General features: G+C 64.7%; 15 protein-coding genes. 6 read left to right on the top strand and 9 right to left on the bottom strand.

All coding sequences use genetic code 11. From position 1 onward, the window contains the following. Positions 1-86: 86 nt before the first annotated feature. The 4 genes from ACQR1W_RS12045 to ACQR1W_RS12030 all read right to left on the bottom strand — a co-directional run bounded on the left by ACQR1W_RS12045 (position 87) and on the right by ACQR1W_RS12030 (position 5452). The gene (locus ACQR1W_RS12045; protein ID WP_434850955.1) at positions 87-2096 is read right to left on the bottom strand and encodes a putative bifunctional diguanylate cyclase/phosphodiesterase; all 2010 of its coding nucleotides are present in this window, start codon (positions 2094-2096) and stop codon (positions 87-89) included. A gap of 199 nt (positions 2097-2295) precedes the next feature. Further along, positions 2296-3174, bottom strand: coding sequence for an aromatic amino acid exporter YddG (gene yddG / locus ACQR1W_RS12040; RefSeq protein ID WP_434850954.1), 879 nt, complete (start codon positions 3172-3174; stop codon positions 2296-2298). 98 nt (positions 3175-3272) lie between these two features. Continuing rightward, positions 3273-3998: an acetoacetyl-CoA reductase gene (gene phbB, locus ACQR1W_RS12035; RefSeq protein ID WP_008968833.1), complete on the bottom strand. Its 726-nt coding sequence runs from the start codon at positions 3996-3998 to the stop codon at positions 3273-3275. A gap of 275 nt (positions 3999-4273) precedes the next feature. After that, on the bottom strand, positions 4274-5452 hold the full coding sequence (locus tag ACQR1W_RS12030; RefSeq protein WP_434850953.1) for an acetyl-CoA C-acetyltransferase: 1179 nt from the start codon (positions 5450-5452) through the stop codon (positions 4274-4276). A 374-nt stretch (positions 5453-5826) separates the two neighbouring features. Here ACQR1W_RS12030 and phaR point away from each other — a divergent pair, with 374 nt between their 5' ends. After that, entirely contained in the window at positions 5827-6408 is a 582-nt protein-coding gene (phaR, locus tag ACQR1W_RS12025; protein ID WP_434850952.1) for a polyhydroxyalkanoate synthesis repressor PhaR, read from the top strand. A 251-nt stretch (positions 6409-6659) separates the two neighbouring features. Here the strand turns inward: phaR and ACQR1W_RS12020 are convergent, their stop codons facing one another. Then, positions 6660-8327: an EAL domain-containing protein gene (locus ACQR1W_RS12020; protein WP_434851156.1), complete on the bottom strand. Its 1668-nt coding sequence runs from the start codon at positions 8325-8327 to the stop codon at positions 6660-6662. A 320-nt stretch (positions 8328-8647) separates the two neighbouring features. Here ACQR1W_RS12020 and ACQR1W_RS12015 point away from each other — a divergent pair, with 320 nt between their 5' ends. Beyond that, complete coding sequence (locus ACQR1W_RS12015; RefSeq protein WP_434850951.1) at positions 8648-8923, top strand: hypothetical protein; 276 nt, start codon at positions 8648-8650, stop codon at positions 8921-8923. Positions 8924-8977: 54 nt separating this feature from the next. On the opposite strand, the gene ACQR1W_RS12010 is transcribed toward ACQR1W_RS12015, so the two are convergent. From ACQR1W_RS12010 to ACQR1W_RS12000, 3 genes are all read right to left on the bottom strand, one after another. Next, the gene (locus ACQR1W_RS12010) at positions 8978-9781 is read right to left on the bottom strand and encodes a hypothetical protein (RefSeq protein ID WP_434850950.1); all 804 of its coding nucleotides are present in this window, start codon (positions 9779-9781) and stop codon (positions 8978-8980) included. Between the two features lie 204 nt (positions 9782-9985). Beyond that, the gene (gene rpmF / locus ACQR1W_RS12005; protein ID WP_006610266.1) at positions 9986-10168 is read right to left on the bottom strand and encodes a 50S ribosomal protein L32; all 183 of its coding nucleotides are present in this window, start codon (positions 10166-10168) and stop codon (positions 9986-9988) included. A 176-nt stretch (positions 10169-10344) separates the two neighbouring features. Next, positions 10345-10992: a transglycosylase domain-containing protein gene (locus ACQR1W_RS12000; RefSeq protein WP_434850949.1), complete on the bottom strand. Its 648-nt coding sequence runs from the start codon at positions 10990-10992 to the stop codon at positions 10345-10347. A 216-nt stretch (positions 10993-11208) separates the two neighbouring features. Here ACQR1W_RS12000 and ACQR1W_RS11995 point away from each other — a divergent pair, with 216 nt between their 5' ends. Together ACQR1W_RS11995 and ACQR1W_RS11990 are read left to right on the top strand one after the other, a co-directional pair. Further along, positions 11209-12132: a polyprenyl synthetase family protein gene (locus ACQR1W_RS11995; RefSeq protein WP_434850948.1), complete on the top strand. Its 924-nt coding sequence runs from the start codon at positions 11209-11211 to the stop codon at positions 12130-12132. A gap of 63 nt (positions 12133-12195) precedes the next feature. Further along, positions 12196-12837: a DUF1345 domain-containing protein gene (locus tag ACQR1W_RS11990; RefSeq protein ID WP_434851155.1), complete on the top strand. Its 642-nt coding sequence runs from the start codon at positions 12196-12198 to the stop codon at positions 12835-12837. Positions 12838-13106: 269 nt separating this feature from the next. On the opposite strand, the gene ACQR1W_RS11985 is transcribed toward ACQR1W_RS11990, so the two are convergent. Beyond that, positions 13107-14642, bottom strand: coding sequence for a caspase family protein (locus ACQR1W_RS11985; RefSeq protein WP_434850947.1), 1536 nt, complete (start codon positions 14640-14642; stop codon positions 13107-13109). Positions 14643-14852: 210 nt separating this feature from the next. Here ACQR1W_RS11985 and ACQR1W_RS11980 point away from each other — a divergent pair, with 210 nt between their 5' ends. Beyond that, positions 14853-15227 (top strand): nuclear transport factor 2 family protein, encoded by a 375-nt coding sequence (locus tag ACQR1W_RS11980; protein ID WP_434850946.1) that lies wholly within the window; start codon positions 14853-14855, stop codon positions 15225-15227. A 36-nt stretch (positions 15228-15263) separates the two neighbouring features. Then, complete coding sequence (locus tag ACQR1W_RS11975) at positions 15264-16871, top strand: Na+/H+ antiporter (protein ID WP_434850945.1); 1608 nt, start codon at positions 15264-15266, stop codon at positions 16869-16871. The last annotated feature ends 74 nt before the right edge of the window (positions 16872-16945 follow it).

Below are 16945 nucleotides of genomic sequence, written 5' to 3'. Positions count from 1 at the left end.
GACGAATGCGTCTCCGGACGATGCTCCGCATCGCCGGGAGAACCATGAGGCCTGCGCTCCATTCGGACCCATACGTAGCGTTCGGATCACGCGCCCGTTGCGCGCTTCTGCGTCGATGTCTCGGACACGCGTCGACGTTCCTCGGCCAGGAAGCCGGCGACGGCGTCCGCAGGCATCGGTTTGGCGAAGTAATAGCCCTGAACGAAATCACAACCCAACCGACGCAGGCTCTCGAGTTGCGCTTCGGTCTCCACGCCTTCGCCGATGCAGGCGATCTCCATGTCGGCGCACAGGCCGGTCAGCGACTTGACGATCTTATGGCTGATTGGATTGCTGTTGATATCGGCGACGAAGCTGCGGTCGACCTTGAGCTTGTCGAGCGGCAGCCGGTGGACGTGGCTGAGCGACGAATAGCCGGTGCCGAAATCGTCCAGGGAGATGCCGCAACCGATCGCCTTGAGCGTCGCGATCGAATGCTCGGCGCGGGAGAAATCATAGGTCACCGCGGTTTCGGTGATCTCGAACTCGATACGGCCGGCCGCAACGCCGCTCGCTTCGATCGCGGAGATCAGGTGCAGGATGCCGTCCGGCGAGCAGATGTCGTGAGCCGAGAGGTTGAAGGAGATGCGGATCTCCTCCGGCCAGGTCGCGGCCGCGGCCAGTGCCTTGACCAGCAGGACACGAGTTAAGGCGCGAATGACTCCGGTGCGTTCGGCTGCAGGAATGAAGTCGCCCGGCGACACCAGCCCGAGCTTCGGGCTCTGCCAGCGCGCCAGCACCTCGAAACCTCTCGTCCGCTCGCTTTTGACGTCGATGATCGGCTGGAATGCCAACTGCATCTCCGTTTCGAAATCCGCCGTCCGCAGCATGTGCTCGATCACGCAGCGGCTGCGGATTTCGGCTTCGAGCTCGCTGGAGAAGATGACCGCGCCGCCGCGCGCGTGGCGCTTGGCGTGATAAAGCGCATAGTCGGCGCATTCATAGAGCGGTTCGGCGGCGGTGGCCGAGCGCGGATAGAGCGCGAAGCCCATCGAGCAGGACAGACCGGTATGGGCTGTATCCAGCTGGTACGGCAGCTTGATGCGATCGGTGATCTGGCGGCCCAGCGCGAGCAGATCCTCATCGGTGGGATTGTCGCCGACCACCAGGCCAAACTCATCGCCACCGAGGCGGGCGAGATGAACCCGCGGACCGCAGCCGTCGCAGACCTCGCCGAGACGGCGCGCCGCCTCGATCAGGACGCGATCACCGACGGTGTGACCATAGGTATCGTTGATCGGCTTGAAGCCGTCGAGATCGATGATGCCGACCGCGAGCCTCGTGCCGTCGCGCTCGGCATCGGCAAAGAAGCGGGTGAGTTCGGAGAAAAAGCGCCGGCGATTGGGCAGGTCAGTCAGGGAGTCCAGATTGGCGAGCCGGAAGTTCTCATCCGAAAGAGCCTGCGTCGCGGCCTGCTCTGCGAGCAGTGACTTGCGGCTGGCAACAAGGTCGGCGAAATCGCGGTAGTAGATGAACAGCACCGTGACCATTGCGCCTGAGACCAGAAGCTGGTTCACCGCGATCGCCTGCAACGCGTGTTCACGCGTAGCCATGAAGTAGATGACGAAGGGAACGATCACGACCAGCGTCACGATCAGCGCGGCCGAGCGCAGGTGCATCAGGCAGAAGATGATGCCGATGACGGTGACCGCCATGTAGAATGCGACCTGGCCTTTGGCGAACGGATCGCCATAGGGAAACAGCGCGAACGACCAGACGACGAACAAGGCGCCGATCGGACCGGCAATCCGGTTGGTCACGCGCAGATTGCGCAGGATCTCCGCATCGTCGAGCACGACATTGCGCTGGCGCAGCCACCAGATCGTCCGAATGCCCGTCAACGACGTCAGCAGCGCGGGCGTGCTGATGGTCAGCCACGCCGGCGCCAGCGGCAGGAATGTGTAGGCAACCGCGATGCTGTTCGTGATCAGGATGAAATAAAGCAGCGGCACCTGCTTGGAGAAAGCCAGGAACTGCGCGCGCGTGAGCTCGGGATTGTCAGCGGGCACGCGAAATAACTCTCGCGCGCGAGCCAGGTCGCGTCTCAGGTCCCGCATATGCCGCCCCGTATCAACACCATTGAGGCCACTAACTTGCTGACCGCAGGTAAAAGCGGGGTTAGGTGTGTTGCGCCCGAAAACCACCGAACGGTTGTAAACTACCACTGCAGGCCCGGCTGGGGCGTTCCGGTTAAGTCGCCGTCAACGATGTTGGCAGGAGTGCCACGCCGCGCGGGCCATACGGCCCGCAGGCTGCTCAGCGGACTTGCCGGCGGATGCGCAACATGTCCTTTGCGGCGACCAGCCCGCCGCCGGCGATCAGGAGTGCGGCAAGCGCGATATTCGCGCTCGGCCGGGCAAAGCCCGCCAGGATCAGGAACGCCGTCGACAGCAAAGGCGTGGCGTAGGACGCCGCACCGAGCACGCGGATATCGCCGCGCTTCATGCCGATGTCCCAGGCGTAGAACGCGGCTCCCACTGGCCCGACTCCGAGTCCGATGACGGCCAGCCATTGCGTCAACGTCTCCGGCCAAACGGTGGCTTCGACCGCAAGATGCATGATCGCGGCAAGCGCCGCAGTCGCCAGGCAGAAACCGGCCACCGCGTCGGTCGGCACCCCCTTGAGCCGGCGCGACAGCACCGAATAGGTCGCCCACACGAAGGCCGCGATGAAGGCGGCGAGCAGCCCCGGCACCTGGCCGGCCGCAAAGCTCGCGCCATTGCCGACGAACAGGAGCACGGTGCCGGCAAGACCGAGCGCAGCGCCGATGATGTGATGCGGCGCCAGCCGCTCGCCTGGTAGGAACGCCGAGAACAGCACGATCAGCAGCGGCCAGAGATAATTCAGAAGACCGGCTTCGGCCGGCGGTGCAAAGCGCAGCGCCAGGAAATACAGCGCGTGATAACCGAACAGGCCACCGACGCCGACGATCCAGGCGACCGCCGGCTGGCGCAAGGCTTTCATCGCCCCCGGCCGACCGATCCAGGTCAGGGTGCCGACCACGCCGCCGATGGCAAAGGTCATGGCGGCGAGCTGGAACGCAGGAATGACCCCGGTCGCCACCGTCATCACCGCAAGCAGCGACCACATCAGAATCGCGGTAAGGCCGATCAGGGTCGCAGTACGGGGGGACATGAGGCCGTCATTGCGAGAGAAGCGAAGCAATCCATGCCGCTTCAATAGCGAAGTTGCATGGCTTCGTCGCTACTGCTTCTCGCAATGACGATCACGATTCACACCATGTACTGACCGCCATTGATGGTCAGCGTCGAGCCGGTGATGGCACCGGCGTCATCGGCGGCCAGGAACACGACGGCACGCGCGATCTCCTCGGGCTCGCCGAGCCGGCCGACCGGGATCAGCGGCAGGATCGACTTCTCCAGCACGTCCTTCGGCACCGCTTGCACCATCTCGGTGTTGATATAGCCGGGGCAGATCGCGTTCACGGTGATGCCGGCTTTCGCCGTCTCCAGCGCGAGCGCCTTGGTGAAGCCGATATCGCCGGCCTTCGCCGCCGAATAGTTCACCTGGCCGAACTGGCCCTTCTGGCCGTTGATCGAGGAGATGTTGATGATGCGGCCGAACTTGCGCGCGCGCATGCCCTCGATCACGGGCCGCGTCATGTTGAACAGCGAGCCGAGATTGGTGTTGATCACGGCGCTCCATTGCTCGAGCGACATCTTGTGAAACGCGGTGTCGCGGGTGATGCCGGCATTGTTGACCAAGATCTCGATCGGCCCGAGATCGGCCTCGACCTTCTTGATGCCGTCGGTGCAGGCCTCGAACGAGCTGACGTCCCATTTGTAGACGGGAATCTCGGTCTCGCCCTTGAATTTTTCGGCGGCCGCATCGTTGCCACCATAATTGGCGGCGACTTTGTATCCGGCGGCCTTCAGCGCTTTTGCAATTGACGCTCCGATGCCCCGCGTTCCACCCGTTACCAACGCAACCCGTGCCATGTCGCATCCTTCCCTTGGTCGTTTACTCGGCTCGTTCCTTTGGCTCGCTCAAGCGTCACAATCTTAAGATGTATCGCCGTCGGCCGCTTGTCGCACATGATCGATCGGCAGGACCTCACAACCATCTCGCGCAGCACCGTTATCTAATCACGGATTATGCGACCTGTTTGACGGACATCAAGAACAAAACGCCCGGCGATGTCGCCGGGCGTTTTTCTTTAGTTCAGCTGCGTGCAGGTGCGAAGATTATAGCATTCGCAATCGCTGCCGCGTTTTTAGTCGCGTGCAATGCACATCGCGATGCCCATACCGCCGCCGATGCACAATGTCGCAAGGCCTTTCTTCGCGTCGCGCTTCTGCATTTCATGCAGCAACGTCACCAGCACGCGCGCACCGGAAGCGCCGATCGGATGTCCGATCGCGATCGCACCGCCGTTCACATTGACCTTGGCCGGATCCCAGCCGAGATCCTTGTTGACCGCGCAAGCCTGTGCCGCAAAGGCCTCGTTGGCTTCGATCAGGTCGAGGTCGGCAATATTCCAGCCCGCCTTCTTCAGCGCGGTGCGCGACGCCGGGATCGGGCCCGTGCCCATGATCTTCGGATCGACGCCGGCCTGGCCCCAGGAGACGATGCGAGCGATCGGCGTCCTGCCTTCCTTCGCGGCCTGCTTGGCGGTCATCAACACCACGGCGGCGGCGCCGTCATTGATGCCGGAGGCGTTGCCGGCCGTGACGGTGCCGTCCTTCTCGAAGGCGGGGCGCAGCTTGCCCATCGCATCCAGCGTGGCGCCGTGGCGCGGATATTCATCGGCATCGACCACGACATCGCCCTTGCGGCTCTTGATTGTCACCGGCACGATCTCGTCCTTGAACCGGCCGGCCTTCTGCGCGGCCTCGGCCTTGTTCTGCGAGGCGACTGCAAACTCGTCCTGCTGCGCGCGGGTGATCTGATATTGCTTTGCGACGTTCTCGGCGGTGTTGCCCATGTGATAGCCATTGAAGGCATCCCACAGGCCGTCCTTGATCATGGTGTCGACGAGCTCGAGCGAGCCCATCTTGACGCCGCCGCGCAGATGCTGCGCGTGGGTTGCCATGCTCATCGACTCCTGGCCGCCGGCAACCACGATCTCCGAATCACCGTTGATCAGCGCCTGGTAGCCCAGCGCCACCGTGCGCAGGCCGGAGCCGCATAGCTGGTTGACGCCCCAGGCCGGGCTCTCCACCGGAATGCCGGCGCCGATCGAGGCCTGGCGGGCGGGGTTCTGGCCTTGGGCGGCAGTCAGGATCTGACCCATGATGACTTCGGAGACGCGGCCGGGCTCGACGCCGGCGCGCTCCAGCGCGGCCTTGATCGCGATCGCGCCGAGCTCATGGGCCGGCAGATTGGCGAACGCGCCGTTGAAGCTTCCCACCGGGGTGCGGGCGGCGCTGACGATGACGACATCGTCTGACATGGGCATCTCCTGAGTTTTGCTTTGGGGGACGGGAGTCTTTGAAACTTAAAAGAAATTCGAACCGTGGGGCGCTGCAGCGTGCCGGTGGGGACGACGGCAAGCCCCGGATTGGCGGATGCGCAATCTCTAGATCGCATCCTGTTAACCTCGTTGAGGCATGTCAATGAGCGAGAGCTCCGTTTCCTGCTGCGGCGCATTCAAATTGGCGCGGCTGTCCGTTTCATAAGCACAATTTCTGCTTTGGAATTAACCGTCTCGCACAAAACCGTAGCCGAACTCGCCCGAAAGTGATTACCCTATCGCAATTGCGTAGCTCGTCCCCTGCGGTGCCCCCGCGGGGTTTTCCCGCCCTCGGTATGAATGTGTGAGCTTCCATGGCGAAATCCGACCAACCCACCACAATCAAGAAATATGCGAACCGGCGGCTCTATAATACCGGGACGAGTACCTATGTGACCCTGGAAGACCTCGCCGCGATGGTTAAGGAGGGCGAGGATTTCCTGGTTTACGACGCCAAGACCGGCGACGACATCACCCGCTCGGTGCTCGCCCAGATCATCTTCGAGCAGGAGAACAAGGCCGGCCAGAACCTGTTGCCCACCACCTTCCTGCGCCAGCTGATCCGGTTCTACGGCGACAGCATGCAGATGGTGGTGCCGAAATATCTCGAGCAGTCGATCGATACGCTGACCAAGGAACAGGAGAAGTTCCGCAAGCAGATCGCCGAGACCTTGAGCGGTACGCCGTTCGCGCCGCTTGAGGAGCAGGTCCGCCGCAACATGGAGCTGTTTCAGCAGACCTTCTCGATGTTCAAGCCGTTCGTGCCTGCACGCACCGAGGATAAGGCTGCAGAGCCCACGCCCACCGACGACAATATCGACGACCTGCGCCGTCAGATGAAGGAGATGCAGGAGCGGCTCGACCGCATGTCGAAGGAGCCGAAGCAGGAGGGGTAGGCCCCTCGTTTCCCTGTCGTCTTGCTCCCCTGTCGTCCCGGGCAAGCGCGAAGCGCGCCGGCCCGGGACCCACACCGTGCGATCCCTGAAACAGGCACGCGGCCGGTACCGCCCGCAACCAGCCTATCCTGCTATGGATGCCGGATCGCGCTCGGTGCGGGCGATGTTTAGCATTGCCGCGAGCTCGCTCGTCCGGGGTGAATGGGAGTTTGCGGCGGCCACACCATCGCCGCGACATCGGCTTCGGCTTTCTATCCCGCCACGGGCAAGGCTTGTTCGGCCGCCGTTCGCCAGGGACGTGCGGTCGCCGCGAGTCCGATCACCCGACCCTGGATGTAGTCGCAGCCCCATTCGCGCAAGAGCGCGGCCGATTCCTCGTCCTGCACCCATTCCGCGACCGTCTTGATCTGCAGCCGCCGCGCCAGATCGATCAGCGTCTGCACGAAGGCGCGATCATCTGCGGAGCGCGCCAGGTTCTGCACGAAAGCGCCGTCGATCTTGACGATGTCGACGCCGAGCTTGCGCAGGTTGCGGAACGAGGTGTAGCCGGCGCCGAAATCGTCGATCGCGATCCGGCTGCCGAGATCCTTGAGCCGCGAGACGAAGCCGCGGAGATCGTCGAGATCCTGGATTTCCAAGGTCTCGGTGATCTCGACGATCAGCCGCTCGGCGACGCCTTGATGCGCCCGCATCAGGAATTCGATCGACGCCCACCAGTCCGGATCCATCGTGGTTTCCGGCGAGATATTGAGGCTGAGCCGCACCCCGGGTGCGGCTGCGAGCTCGGCGACGACGAGCTCCAGCACGCGATGATCGACCAGACGAATCAGCCCGAGCCGCTCGGCCACCGGCACGATGTCGGGCGCCAGCAGCACCCGTCCGTCGTGCTGCTGCATCCGCACCAGACATTCGTAGAAGGCCGGCGCGCGCGAGCTGGCCTCGACCACCGGCTCGAAGGCGGTCACGATCCGCCGCTCGTTGAGCGCGGTGACGATCTCGTCGGTGACGCGGATATTGACCTTGCGCTGCGCGTCGCGCTCGACATTGGGCCGCCAAACCGCAAACGAGCCGACCCGGCGTCGCTTGGCGCCATCCAGGGTCTCATGGGCGCGGTTGATGGCCTCCTCGGTCGTGCGCGCGTGACGTGGCACGCTGACGGAGCCGATGGTCACGGTGACGGCGACCGGCCCGGATCTGGTCGGCACCACGTCGTCGCGCACCGCGGCCAGGAAGCGCTCGGCCGCGACCGTCATATCGTCGGTCGTGCAGTTCTTCAGGATCAGCCCGAACTTGTTGCCGGAGAAGCGCCCAAGGACGTCGCCGCCGCGCAGCCGCGCGCGAATCCGCTGTGCGACCTCCAGGATCACGCCGTCGGCGACGTCGAAGCCGAAGGCATCATTGATGCGCGCCAGATGATCGATGCCGACCAGCATGAAGGCACAGGAGAAGCGGAAACGCTGGGCCTCCTCGATCGCCGCAGCGAGGGCACCGATCAGATGGCTGCGGTTGAGCTCCCCGGTCAGCGGATCATGCTGGGATGATCTGAGCAGTTGCTCGTCGCGGGCGTGGCGCTCGTTGTTGATACAGACGAGACCTTGCGCGCGGGCCGGCCGACCATCGGCGTCGGCGAACCAGCAGCCGGTCTCCTCGACCCAGAGCAGCGGCGCGCCGGTGTGGGCCCGCACCCCATATTCGATGCGGTAAGGTGCGCCGACTGCGCCGTGCAGCGGCGGTGATTGCAACAGCACCTCGGAGCGAATCGCCTGCTGCGGCTCGATCAGCTTGGCAAAGTCGGCGCCACGCGAGAGCTGCGACAGCGGGATGTCGGGAAACACCGCGCCGACATGGTCGCTCCAGACGATCGTGTCGGTGGCAATATCCCAGACGAAGGCGGCCTGGCCGAGGGACGCCAGAATCATCGAGGTCTGCGGCAATTCGGCTGTCAAGATCGCCTCGTTTCGGGACACGGCCGGTTTCGATCGCGGCCGCAACAGTTGCAGATGACCGGCACGCGGCCGCCTGTAGCGGCACCGGCGTCGCGAATCAGCCTACGCACTTCTGGTTAATGAGAGCATTTTGTTGCGACAGGCCATTTGCAAGGGGATGCGCTCCAGGCGTAAACCAACACGGAACATCGGGGAACGGCCGCCGCGCAAACGGCATTTCTCTTGCGATGTCCTGGGGAGGAAAGGATCCGGCGTTCCAAAATAAGACAAGCAGAGCCGGATTTGGTTGGACGATGTTAACAATTGACCGGAATGAAACGTCCGCGCCGGACGCCGCCTCGACGGAGAGCGTCGCGCTGGTCCCGCTCGTCCACGCAGCCGGTCGCGCATCCGCGACGCACCGCTCGGTGCGCCCCGATCCCACCTTTCTGGCTCACCTGATCGCCACGGCCGAGCAACTGCCGCAAACGCGCAATCTCCGCCGCGCAGCGCCGGCCGACGCACTCTCGGCCTATGCGGCTCATCTGCAGACGGACCATCGAGTCGGGCGAACCCGACAGGTGATCTAGGGGAAAGTCATCTCAGAAAGGCTAGTCGTCTGACGCGAGTGCGTCGCGGCGCACTTACGGCTTCGGCGCGTCAGGAGTCCGCTCCGGCTCATGCGGCTCCGGCTCGTGCGGCGAGGCGGGCTCGGCAGACTCAGTCGGCAGGGCGTGGTCGCCCGCTTTCGGCGGCGGCTCGGTTGCCGCGGACACGGCAACGCGCGGGTCCGGAGGATCCAGCAGCACGGACTCGGCGACGGCTGCCGCCGCTGGTACGGCAGGGGTCGCGGGTGTGACAGGGGTCGCAGGTGTGGGGGTCGCTGGCGCCGGTGCGGGCTCGCTGGAAGCAGCCGGCACATGCTCGGCGGGCGCGACGTCAGGATCGGCATGCTCCGCTGCCGGCAACTCGGGCTCCGCGGCGGGCGGCTCGGGCTCCGGCGCAGGTTCAACCCGCGGCGCAGGTTCGATCCGCGGTGCTGACGTTGCCGACGCAGCAACGGCGACCATCCCGCGGCGACGCTTGTTGCGCAGGCCGATGCCTGCGAAAAAATCCACCGTGGCGAGCAGGGCCAGCAGGAAGAAGGTTGAGTTGGCGAATTTGGGCCACATCACGAATTCGGCCACGGCGCCGGCCGCGACCAGGAACGACAGCAGATGGTCGGTCAGATATTTGCCGTTCGGTCGGGCGGCCTTGATGACCTCGAGCCACAGCAGCAGCACGCCGAGCGCAAGCAGGATGTCGCCGAGCGACACCGTCCACATCTCGCCCGAGACCAGCCGCACCTGCACGAGCGTCTCGTTGAAGCCGACCGCCGGCATCAAGAAGGCGATCATGTTGTAGATCGCCAGCGGGATCAGCAGCAGCGGAAAGCCGACCATGGACATCGGTGACGCCTTCAACCGCGCAAGGATTGCACCACTGCGCACCTTCTAAGAGCCGAGGACGAGAAACACGAGGACGAGAACAAAGGAGTGCGGCGCGTTCATCATGCGCGACGGTCCCGGCGAATGGGCTCGCACGGGACCGCTCTCAACCCCATCGATGGCCGCGCCGCGACAGGCATCCGCCTGCCGCACGCTGACGGCCGATCAGGCGTCCTTTTTCTTCAGGACCTGGCGGCCCTTATACATGCCGGTCTTGAGGTCCAGGTGGTGCGGACGACGCAGCTCGCCGGAATCCTTGTCCTCGACATAGGTCGGCTTCTTGATCGCATCAGCCGAGCGACGCATGCCACGTCGCGAGGGCGACGTTTTTCTTCTGGGGACGGCCATATCCGTATCCTCTAGGGGTAATCTTTTATGGCATCAGCAGGACATCGTCGCTCAGCGACGGCCGCAAGCAATCGCCGGCGGGCCCGGATGCCGATCAAGGCCGCGCTTATAGAGGATGAGGTCCCTTAATGCTAGCGCCGTTTGCGGCAATTTCGGCCAAAATTCGCGTATCGCGACTACCGGCCCTCGCCCCAACAGGTCTGAAGCGCAGGGGACTGAGCTCGCGCCACATAGGTTATGGCCAGCCGGCGGACGCCGGGTCCCGGATTCCGCGCGCTGCGTTTGACGGGATTGGGCAGGATCGACGCGAGCAGGGCCGCCTCACGGGCGCCGAGGATGGCGGCGGACCGTCCAAAAGCATAGTTTGCCCCGGCTTCGGCCCCGAACTGGCCTGACGGGCCGAGCTCGGCGACATTCAGGTACAGTTCCAGGATCCGCCGTTTTGGCAGCACCGCATCGATCCAGAGAGCGAGCGGCAGTTCCAGCGCCTTGCGGACGAAGCTGCGGCCCGGCCACAGGAACAGATTCTTGGCGAGCTGCTGGGTGATGGTCGAGCCGCCGCGCGAAACCTCGCCCTCCTCCGCATCGTCCATCACCTCGCGCAGCGCGCCCCAGTCGACCCCATGGTGGCTGCAGAACTTGGCATCTTCCGCCGCGACCACCGCGCGCGGCAAATAGGGCGACATCGCCGAAAGATCGATCCAGCGCCGCTCGACCGGCCTGCCGGTCACCGAGCGCCACAGCATCAGGGCCGAAACCGGGTGCCCCACCGCATAGAACGGCGTGAGCCCGTAGGGCACGAGCAGCACCAGCAGGATGATCACAAAGAGGGTTCGGAGCGGGCGCAAATTGAGGGCTTCGCGGAAATGGTTAAGGCATGATCAACGATGGTCCTGCGCGATTATCCGATATCTCCATGAAATTTCCTGCCTTTTTCGCGCCGACGCGGCCAAGCGCCGCGCAATTGACGTAGCCTGCGTCATCAACGATTGTCCGGCGAATTTTTTGCCGCGAATGAATCCCCTTTGGAGCCCTTCTTGATGACCGCGACGGCCGTGACCGACTTCACCCAACGCCTGGACAAGACCGCCGAGGACACCGAGGCCCTGCTGGGCGACCTGCTGTCGGACAAGGCGATGCCGGACGAGATCGCGCGGCCGAAGCGGCTGATCGAGTCGATGCGCTATTCCAGCCTGAACGGCGGCAAGCGGCTCCGTCCATTCCTGGTGGTCGAGAGCGCCGCGATTTTCGGCGTGCCACCCAAGGGCGCGCTGCTGGCGGGCGCGGCGCTGGAATGCATCCATTGCTACTCCCTGATCCATGACGACCTGCCGGCGATGGACAATTCCGACCTCCGCCGCGGCCGCCCCACCCTGCACAAGGTCTATGACGACGCGACCGCCATTCTCGCCGGCGACGCGCTCCTGACCATTGCGTTCGACATCATCACCCGCGACGAGATCCATCCCGACGCCGGCGTTCGTCTGGCGCTGACCCGGGCGCTCGCTCGCTGCGCCGGCATCGGCGGCATGGCCGGCGGTCAGATCCTCGACCTCGCCGGCGAAGGCCGCTTCGGCGACCGCGAGCCGGTCGATGTCGCCCGCGTGCAGCAGATGAAGACCGGCGCGCTGCTGCGCTTCGGCTGCATCGCCGGCGCCATTCTCGGCCAAGCCTCGGCGAAGGAATACCAAGCGCTCGACGATTTCGGCCGCGCGCTCGGCGAGGCCTTCCAGATCGCGGACGACCTGCTGGACGTCGAGAGCGACGCGGCGACGCTCGGCAAGCCGGCCGGCGCCGACGCCGAGCTCGGCAAGACCACCTTCGTCACCCAACTCGGAATCGAGGGTGCCAAGCAGCGCGTTCGGGACCTGCTTGCGCGCGGCGATGCGGCGCTCTCGATGTTCGGCTCCAAGGCAGATGTACTGCGCGCCACCGCCCGCTTCGTGGCCGAGCGCAAGAACTAGAGCGTGCCCGTCCGGCCGGAGCACACCGAAGACGCCGCGCTCGCCCGTTTCGCCCGGCTGCCGATGGCGTTGCGCGTGGTCTATGCGCGGCCGCGCACCTTCATCGCGCTCGGCATCGCGATCCTGTCGTTCTTCGTGCTGCCGGCGGCGTGGCGACCGGTCACGCGCCTTCTGCTCTGCTGGGACGTGTTCGCGACGCTGTATCTGTCGCTGGTCATCATCATGATGCTGCGGTGCCAGCACCAGCACATCCGCCGCAACGCCATCAAGCAGGACGACGGCCGCTTCGTGATCCTGATGGTGACCGCGCTCGGTGCCTTCGCCAGCATTGCGGCGATCGTGTTCGAGCTCGGCGCCTCGAAGCGCGGCGCCTTCGAGCTCGCTTTCGCCACGATCACGGTGAGCCTGTCCTGGGCGATCGTGCACACCACCTTCGCCCTGCACTACGCCCATGATTATTATCGCACGCTCAAGCCCGGCGGCCTGCAATTTCCGAGCGGCGACACCAAGGACGAACATGCCGATTATTGGGACTTCGTCTACTTCTCCTTCGTGATCGGCATGACCGCCCAGGTGTCCGACGTCGGCATCACCGACAAGGTGATCCGCCGCACGGCGACCGTGCACGGCATCATCTCCTTCGTCTACAACACGGCCCTGGTCGCGCTGATGGTCAACATCGCCGCAAGCGCGATCTCAAGTTGAGCACCGCTGCTATTAAGACCTTCCTTTGCAGCCGCTCGGAGCCACTCCGCTTAGGTCTGGCAGGGTTATCCCTTTTCGGAAAAATTCGCCCGGCGATCTTAGTCGCGACCGTCCTTCGAGACGCTCGCCTCCGGCGAGTTCCTCAGGACGAGGGCAGAGTTCGCGGCGAACCTCCGACCCTCATGGTGAGGAGCGCCGCTTGCGGCGCGTCCCCGGACGATGCGTCGCATCGCCGGGAGAACCATGAGGCCCCGTCCAGTCCGGACTAATCAATCACACACTTCCACGCTGGCGTTCTGGGCAGGGCCGCCGCCTCCGCGATAGTCGAGATGGCAACCGCGCCGCACCGGACGGCACAGATAAGCATCGCAATAGATCTGGCCTGACACGAGGGCCGGCTTCTCCGCCCGAAGCTGCGGCCTGACCTCATCCGGAAGCGGCCGGCTATCAACGGTCGCTGGCATCCCCAGCCGCCGCTCCGAGGATCGCCGCTTGCGGGCCGACGGTTCGTCGTCACTGCGGTCGCGACCGGCGATCGGCTTCCTGGGCGGACCTTTTTTCGTAGGCGCCAAATCAGCGTCTGCCGGCTCCGTCCCCACCGTCTCCAGCGCCGCCTGCAGCGGAGTCGCCAAATCCTCCTGCCGAGTGCGTTCGGCTTCCGCCGCCTGCTGGCGTGCGATCTCCGCGACCTGCTCGGCCGCGACCCGCGCCTGCTCCGCCGCCTTGGCCTCGGCCTGCGCCTTTGCTTCGGCCTGAGCCAGCACCTCCTTGGCCGCGCCTTGGGCGGCAAGACGGGCGCGCTCGGCTTCCGCCGCCCGTGCCTGCTCGGCCAGCGCGGCGCGATTCTCGTCCGCCGTCAGCTTGTCGAGCTGCAGCCGGGCAAGGCTCGCATAGAAGCCATCCGGATATTGCGTCAGGAAAGCCTCGAACGCCCCCTTGTTGCCGATCTGCAGCGCCAGCTCATAGTCCCGCCGGGCGTCCGCCCGCGGATTGGCTGTGGCCGGCGGCTGCGCCGCGACACGCGCTGCCGGCACCAGCGGAACGTCCTCGCCGCCGAGCGAGCCGTAGACGAACGGCTCCTGGCGGTTGCCGGTCGCCTTCAACACATCGTCGCGCACGAAGCCGAAGGCCTTGCGGATGTCGAGGCCTGGCGTGGTGAGACGCCGCGACAATGAGATCGTGAATGGGCTGTTCCTGCCGCTGCCGTCCTGTGCTGTCGATCCCGCCTTTGCGGAATAGGCAATCAAGGTATTCGGGCTGGAGGGCTCGACCTTGGCCAGGCCGAGGCCGAGGCCGCGCGTGGCCGTGGTTCGCTCCATGGCCTTGGCGAAGGGATTGTCGCGGCAGGCATCGAGGATGACCAGCCGCAGCTTCTTGGCCGGCTCGATCGCGACCAGAATGCGATCGAGCGACAGCGTCTCGTCATAGACGTCGGTGTCACGCTCCAGCCGCGCATCGACGGGGATCAGGTAGTTGGCGCCTTCCGACTCCATGCCGTGCCCGGCGTAATAGACCACCGCGATATCTGCATCGCGCGCGACGTCGGCGAAGTCGCGCAGCGCCCGCCGTGTCTGCTGCGCCGACAGATCGCGGCGGAAGTCGACGACGTCGAAACCGGCATCCTTGAAGGTCCGGGTCATGACCGCGCCGTCATTGACTGGGTTCGCCAGCGGCGGAACGTTCTGATAGGCCGAGTTCCCGATAATCAATGCCACCCGCTTGCCGGCAAATGCCGGCTGGCATAGCAGGAGTAGCGTCGCCGCGAGCAGCAGGCGTGGAAACTGAAGCGATTGCGGCCAAGACATCGTGACAGGCCCGTGGTTTGGGAGGCTGGGTTTCGGAGACTTAGTGTACAAAACGTGGTGTAGAAGACTTGAGGAGAAGACTTGCGCGTTCGTGCTCCGACCAAAACCAGCATTCTTTGTCGCCGCGGATGTGACCTTGGTGCGGCTTGCCAATCACATTTTTGCGGTGAAAATGCGCTATCGTTCGTTCCGTAGCGAAGGGAGAGAGCTATGAGCGCCGATCGGTCCAGTGTCGAAGCCGTGGTTCAGGGCTATTTCGACGCACTCTATGAGGGCGATGCCGACAAGCTCGGCGCGATTTTCCATCCCACGGCCGATCTGCGCTGGATCGAGAACGGGGAATTGAAGGTCCTGACCGTGCCCGACTGGCAGGCCTGGGTACGCAAGCGGCCCTCAGCAAAATCGGAGGGCAAGGCGCGGGACGACTTCATCGTCACGATCGACCACTCGGACCAGAACACCGCCTTCATCAAGGTCCGCTGCCAGCTGCCGCCACGCTATTTCACCGATTACCTGGTGGCGATGAAGCTCAAGGACGGCTGGCAGATCGTGTCCAAATCCTACCGCTACGATTTGCGGGACTGAGTGTTGCGGCGAGCGACGCCAGAACGTTAGGGCGGCATGGAAGACGATTTTCAGCTGTTTCTGATCCTGCTCACGGTGCTGGCGGGAACCGCACTGCTCGCGCGTCGCGCCGGGATTGCCCCGGCGATCCTGCTGATGCTGGCCGGCATCGCACTCGCCTTCGTGCCGACCATACCCGCCTTCGCCCTGCCGCCGGAGCTGGTCCTGCTGGTGGTGCTGCCGCCGCTGATCTATTCGGCCAGCGTCGCCATGAGCTGGCGCGAGTTCAAGCTCAGCCTGCGCCCGATCGTGCTGCTCGCGGTCGGCTGCGTCATCTTCACCGCCTGCGCAGTCGCAGCTGCAACTCACTTTCTGATCGGCCTGCCCTGGAGCGTCGGCTTCCTGCTTGGCGCCATCGTCGCGCCGCCCGATGTGGTGGCGCCGCTTGCGATCGCCCGCCGGCTGCAGCTGCCGCGCCGGATCCTGGTGGTGCTGGAAGGCGAAGGCCTTGCCAATGACGCCACCGCCTTGATCCTCTATCGCTTTGCCGTCGCCGCGATCGCCACCGGCACGTTCTCGCTGCCGGTCGCCACCGGCGAGTTCGCACTCATCGTCGTGGGCGAGGTCGCCTTCGGCATCGGCGTCGGCTGGCTGATGCTGCGCGCCCGCTATTATGCCTGCGACCCGCAGATCGAGATCACGCTGTCAGTGCTCACGCCCTATCTCGCTTTTTGGATTCCCGAACATGTCGGTGGCTCCGGCGTGATCGCGACGGTGGCTTGCGGCCTCTATATGAGCTGGAACGGGCCGCTCCTGATCCGGTCGGCGACGCGGCTCCAGGGCATCTTCTTCTGGGACCTCGTCATCTACCTGATCGAGGGCATGCTGTTCCTGCTCACCGGCTTCCAGATGCGGCTACTCTATGAGAAGTCCAAGGCGTTCCCGCTGCACGACATTCTGCTGGTTACGGCGCTGGTCGTCGTGATCATCATCCTCGCGCGCTTCGCCTGGATATTCCCGGCCACCTATCTGCCGCGCTGGCTCTCGAAAAGCCTGCGCGCACGTGATCCGTCGCCGCCCTGGCAATGGGTGTTCATCCTCGGCTTCACCGGCGTGCGCGGCACCGTGTCGCTGGCGGCGGCGCTGGCGCTGCCCCTGACGCTCTCGACCGGCGATGCCTTTCCTTATCGTGACCTCATCCTGTTCGTCTCCTTCGGCGTGATCTTCTTCACGCTGGTCGGGCTCGGGCTGACGCTGCCGCGCGTGGTTAAATGGCTCGGCGTGACGAGCGCGGGGCGCGCCGAACATGCCGCCGAGCACGAGCAGGAGATAGAAGCCCGACGCGAGGCGCTCGACACCGCGCTGCGCTCGCTGGAGACGATGACCAGTGATCGCGAACTGTCCGAGGAGGTGGTGCGGCTATTGCGCGCCCGCCATGAGGTGCGCTTCAACCAGCTGCCGCAGGCGCTCGATCCCGATCAGCAGGATGCGTCCGCGCTCGGCATCGAGCTGACCCGCGAGTTGATCGCGGTCGAGCGCCGGTTCATCCACGTCATGCTGCGCGATGGCAGGATCACCGACGAGACGCGGCGGCGCATCGAGCGCGACCTCGATCTGGAGGAAGCCAGCCTGGCCAACCGCGAATATGGCGAGCTGCCGTTGTGAACATGCCCGGGACATCTGGCGCGAAGACTGCGCTTCGCGCTTTTGCCCGGGCATGACGACGTCAATGTTGAAAT

The organism is Bradyrhizobium sp. HKCCYLS1011, assembly GCF_051167795.1.
GTDB lineage: Bacteria > Pseudomonadota > Alphaproteobacteria > Rhizobiales > Xanthobacteraceae > Bradyrhizobium.
This window is presented reverse-complemented; position numbering and strand designations above follow the sequence as displayed.